Here is a 3,949-nt window from a genome sequence, read left to right on the forward strand (position 1 = left end):
GGCCGCAGCGCGCGGGTCGCAGCGCGCGGCCGCGCCGGGCCCTCAGCGCCGATCAGTCGCGGGCGCGCGTGGGCAGGAGCATCCCGAACACCCAGTTCACGAGACCGACCACGATCGCTCCGAAGAAGGCCGCCCAGAACCCGCTGACCACGTACTCGGCCCCGAACGGCTGGAACGTCGTGGTGATCCAGCCGGTCAGCATGAGCATCAGCGCGTTGACGACCAGCAGGAACAGCCCCAGCGTGATGATGGTCAGCGGCAGGGACAGCAGCTGGACGATCGGCTTGACCACCGCGTTGACCAGCGTGAACACCACCGCCACGATGAGCAGTGCGGTGATGGTCGGGACGTTCACCTCGTTCTCGACGGCGCCGGCACCGGGCGCGTAGATGTCGGTGGTGTCGTGCAGGGCGATCCCCGGCACGATCAGCGTCGCCACCCACAGGGCGACGGCGTTGACGATCAGCCGCAGTACCAGCGCCATCGGAAGAGTCAGCTCCTCACATACTCATCGGCCACGTCGAGCGCGCGGTCGAAGATGTCCAGGCCCTCGTGGGCCTCGTCGGGTGTGATGATGCACGGCGGCACCACGTGGAAGCGGTTGTAGTTCATGAACAGCAGCAGCCCGTCCTTCTTCGCGGTCGCGAAGGTGCGCGCCATGGCCTCCGAGGATCCACCGTAGGGGGCGAGGGGCTCGCGTGTCTCGCGGTCGGCCACCATCTCCACCGCCCAGAACACGCCGAGGCCGCGGACCTCGCCGATCGACGGGTGCTTCTCGGCGAGTTCGCGCAGGCGCGGGCCGATCACGTCCTCGCCGATCATCTTCGCGTTCTCGACGATCTTCTCGTCGCGCATGAGGTTGATGGTCGCGACGACCGACGCGCAGGCCAGCGGGTGCCCGGCGTAGGTGAGGCCACCGGTGTAGGGCGTGGTCTCGAACGACGCGGCGATCCGGTCGTGGAGGATGACGCCGCCGAGCGGGACGTACCCGGAGTTGGAGCCCTTGGCGAACGTGATGAGGTCGGGCGCCCAGTCGTCGTCGCCGGACCGGAAGTTGTCGAGGGCCATCCACTCGCCGGTGCGGCCGAAGCCGGACATGACCTCGTCGCAGATCATGACGATGCCGTACTTGTCGCAGATCTCGCGCACGCCCCGGAGGTAGTCGGCCGGCGGCACCATAATGCCGACGGTGCCGGGCACCGACTCGATGATGAGCGCGGCGAAGTGGTCGGGCCCCTCGAGCGCGATGAGCGAGTCGAGATGCTCGAGCGCACGGTCGCACTCCTGCTTCTCGTTCTCCGCGTAGAACTGCGAGCGGTACAGGAACGGGGCGTGGAAGTGCACGGCGCCGGTGTTGCCCATGTCGTTGGCCCAGCGGCGGGTGTCGCCGGTGAGGTTCATCGAGGTCGTGGTGGCCCCGTGGTAACTGCGGAACGCCGAGAGGGTCTTGTGGCGGCCGGTGTGGCGGCGGGCCATGCGGACGGCGTGCTCGACGGCCTCGGTGCCGGCGTTGGTGAAGAACACGCGGTTCATCCCGGCGGGCGCGACCTCGGCGATGAGGCGGGCGGCCTCGGCGCGGGCGGCGTTGGCGTGCGCCGGGTTGATGGTGCACAGCTCGGCGGCCTGGTCCTGGATCGCCTTGACGACCACCGGGTGCTGGTGGCCGATATTGGTGTTGACCAGCTGCGAGGTGAAGTCGAGGAGACGGTTCCCGTCGCCGTCGGTCAAGTGGCAGCCCTCGGCGGCGGTGACGACCATCGGATCGACCGAGCCCCAGGCCGACCACGGGGTCAGGACGTGGGCACGTTCCTTCTCGTAGACCTCTCGGGCGGCGGCGTTCTGGGGTGCGGGCACGGGGAAGTACTCCTGTGGTCGACGGCGTTGTCCACGGCCATCATGTCAGTTCCGCGCCGCCCTCCCGGACGAGCGCTCCACGATGCGGAATCAGCTGCTGCGGCCGCCGTCGCCCGGTGCGTAGACCGACGCCGTCAGAAGAGCGCCTCCTGCGCACTGTCCACGGCCTGGGCGCCGGCGACGGGCCGGCCGGGGGCGACGTCGGCGAGCATCTCCTCGAACCGGGCGTACGGCACCAGCTCGAGCCCCTTCTTCCGCGCGAACGCGGTGCGTCCGCGCACCGCGCCGGGTGCGTCGCACACCGCGAGTGAGGTGCGAGACGAGATGCGGTCGGCCACGTAGAGACCGGCGTCGACGACGAGGGAGACGATCTCCTCCGGGTCGCGATCCACGTCCTGTGTGAAGACCACCTCCATGCCCTGCACCAGCCCGCCGCCCCGCTTCAGCCTCCCGGCCGGCCGCCACAGCCTGGGTGCGGCGAGGGCCTCCGCCCACACCGTGGACACCAAATACCCGGTCTCGGGGTGGGCCACCATGGCGTCGAGTTCGCGGACCGAGGGGCGCACGCCCTTCGCGGCGGCCACCTCGAGCAGACCGGCGAACACCCCGGCCAGCGCGAGGGCGTCGTCGTGGGCGTCGTGCGCGGCCCGCTGGCGCACGCCGAAGTGGGCGGCCAGTGTGGACAGCTTGAGGTCGGCGGTCGACAGGTGGAGCCGGCCGGCGAAGTCGAGGGTGCACACGAACCTCTCGAGCGGCGGCGCGAGCCCGGCCCGCCTCGCCTCGGCGGCGAGGAACGACGCGTCGAAGGCCGCGTTGTGGGCGACGACCGTCCTCCCGTCCAGCACCCGGCCCAACTCGGCGGCCACGTCCGAGAAGCGTGGTTTGCCGGCGAGAAGGGCCGGGGTGAGGCCGTGCACGTGGACGGGCCCCGGGTCCACCCCGGGGTTGAGCAGGGTCGCGAACTCCTCGACCACCTCGCCGTCGTCACCGATCACCACGGCGGCCACCGACAACACCCGGTCGACCGCCGGCGTCATCCCCGACGTCTCGACGTCCACCACGACCCAACCCGACATGCACCCATGGTCGCAGACCACTCCGACATCCCGATCGCCACCGCCGCAGGTCATGGCGTTCACGCGCGCGTCATCGCGGTGTCGGTGTCGCGCTGGCGTCGTACCTCGCGGTCGGGGTGGCGGTGGTCGGCGGTGCGGCGCCGTTCTGACCGGGCGGCCTGCCTAGACTCGTCGCATGACCTCCCGCGCGATCACCGCACTCACCCCCCGCGGCCGGGCGGCCGTGGCCGTCTCCCGTCTCGCAACCTGGGCGTCGCGGGTGTCGGGGCGCGGGTCGGGCGGGATGATCGGCGGCCTCGTGGCGTTGAGACTCGACCCGGGTCTCATGCGCCAACTCGCGGCGGGCCGGCGAACGGTGCTGGTCACGGGGACCAACGGCAAATCGACGACGACGAGGATGGTCGCCTCCGCCCTGTCGACCGTGGGTCGGGTCGCCTCGAACACCGGCGGCGACAACATGGACGCCGGGATCGTCTCCGCCCTCGTGGCCGACAGTGTGGCCGGGTTGGCGGCCATCGAGGTGGATGAACTCCACACGCCGGCCGTCGCGGAGAACACCTCCCCGGAGGCGATCGTGCTGCTCAACCTCAGCCGGGATCAGCTCGACCGGGTGGGCGAGATCAACGCGATCGAGCGGCGGCTGCGGGCCGGGGTGGCGGCGCAACCGCAGGCGACGGTGGTGGCGAACTGCGACGACGTCATGATCACCTCGGTGGCCTACGACAACCCGGAGGTCGTGTGGGTGGCGGCCGGGTCGGCGTGGGCGGGTGACTCGGTGAGCTGCCCGCGCACCGGGGAGCCGATCACGCGGACGATCGACGAGACGGGCGCGGTGCGGTGGCGGTCGACCGGCACCCTGCCCGACGGCCGGGAGTTCGCGCGGCCCGAGCCGGACTGGTGGGTCGACGACGAGGCGATCCACGGCCCCGACGGGTTCACCGCTCCCCTGTCCCTGGCGATACCGGGGCGGGCCAACCGCGGCAACGCGGCCCAGGCCGTGGCGGCCGCGGTGGCGATGG

Annotated in this window: 4 protein-coding genes; 1 reads left to right on the forward strand and 3 read right to left on the reverse strand. The window is 71.2% G+C overall.

From position 1 onward, the window contains the following. Window positions 1-52: 52 nt before the first annotated feature. From G6030_RS06760 to G6030_RS06770, 3 genes are all read right to left on the reverse strand, one after another. On the reverse strand, window positions 53-484 hold the full coding sequence (locus G6030_RS06760; protein WP_007632569.1) for a phage holin family protein: 432 nt from the start codon (window positions 482-484) through the stop codon (window positions 53-55). 8 nt (window positions 485-492) lie between these two features. Then, a complete protein-coding gene (locus G6030_RS06765) occupies window positions 493-1,854 on the reverse strand; it encodes an aspartate aminotransferase family protein (protein ID WP_063972169.1) in 1,362 nt (453 codons plus the stop codon). Between the two features lie 134 nt (window positions 1,855-1,988). After that, window positions 1,989-2,930 (reverse strand): exonuclease domain-containing protein, encoded by a 942-nt coding sequence (locus G6030_RS06770; protein ID WP_007632574.1) that lies wholly within the window; start codon window positions 2,928-2,930, stop codon window positions 1,989-1,991. A gap of 175 nt (window positions 2,931-3,105) precedes the next feature. On the opposite strand from G6030_RS06770, the gene G6030_RS06775 reads away from it, so the two are divergent. After that, on the forward strand, window positions 3,106-3,949 hold an 844-nt coding region (locus G6030_RS06775), incomplete at its 3' end, for a Mur ligase family protein (RefSeq protein ID WP_241724217.1).

Source organism: Dietzia sp. E1 (genome assembly GCF_014145015.1).
Taxonomy (GTDB): domain Bacteria; phylum Actinomycetota; class Actinomycetes; order Mycobacteriales; family Mycobacteriaceae; genus Dietzia; species Dietzia cinnamea_A.

Excerpts from the sequence above, each read along its gene's own strand:
- G6030_RS06760 (WP_007632569.1), bottom strand. The coding sequence starts at position 484 with ATGGCGCTGGTACTGCGGCTGATCGTCAACGCCGTCGCCCTGTGGGTG.
- G6030_RS06770 (WP_007632574.1), bottom strand. The coding sequence starts at position 2,930 with ATGTCGGGTTGGGTCGTGGTGGACGTCGAGACGTCGGGGATGACGCCG.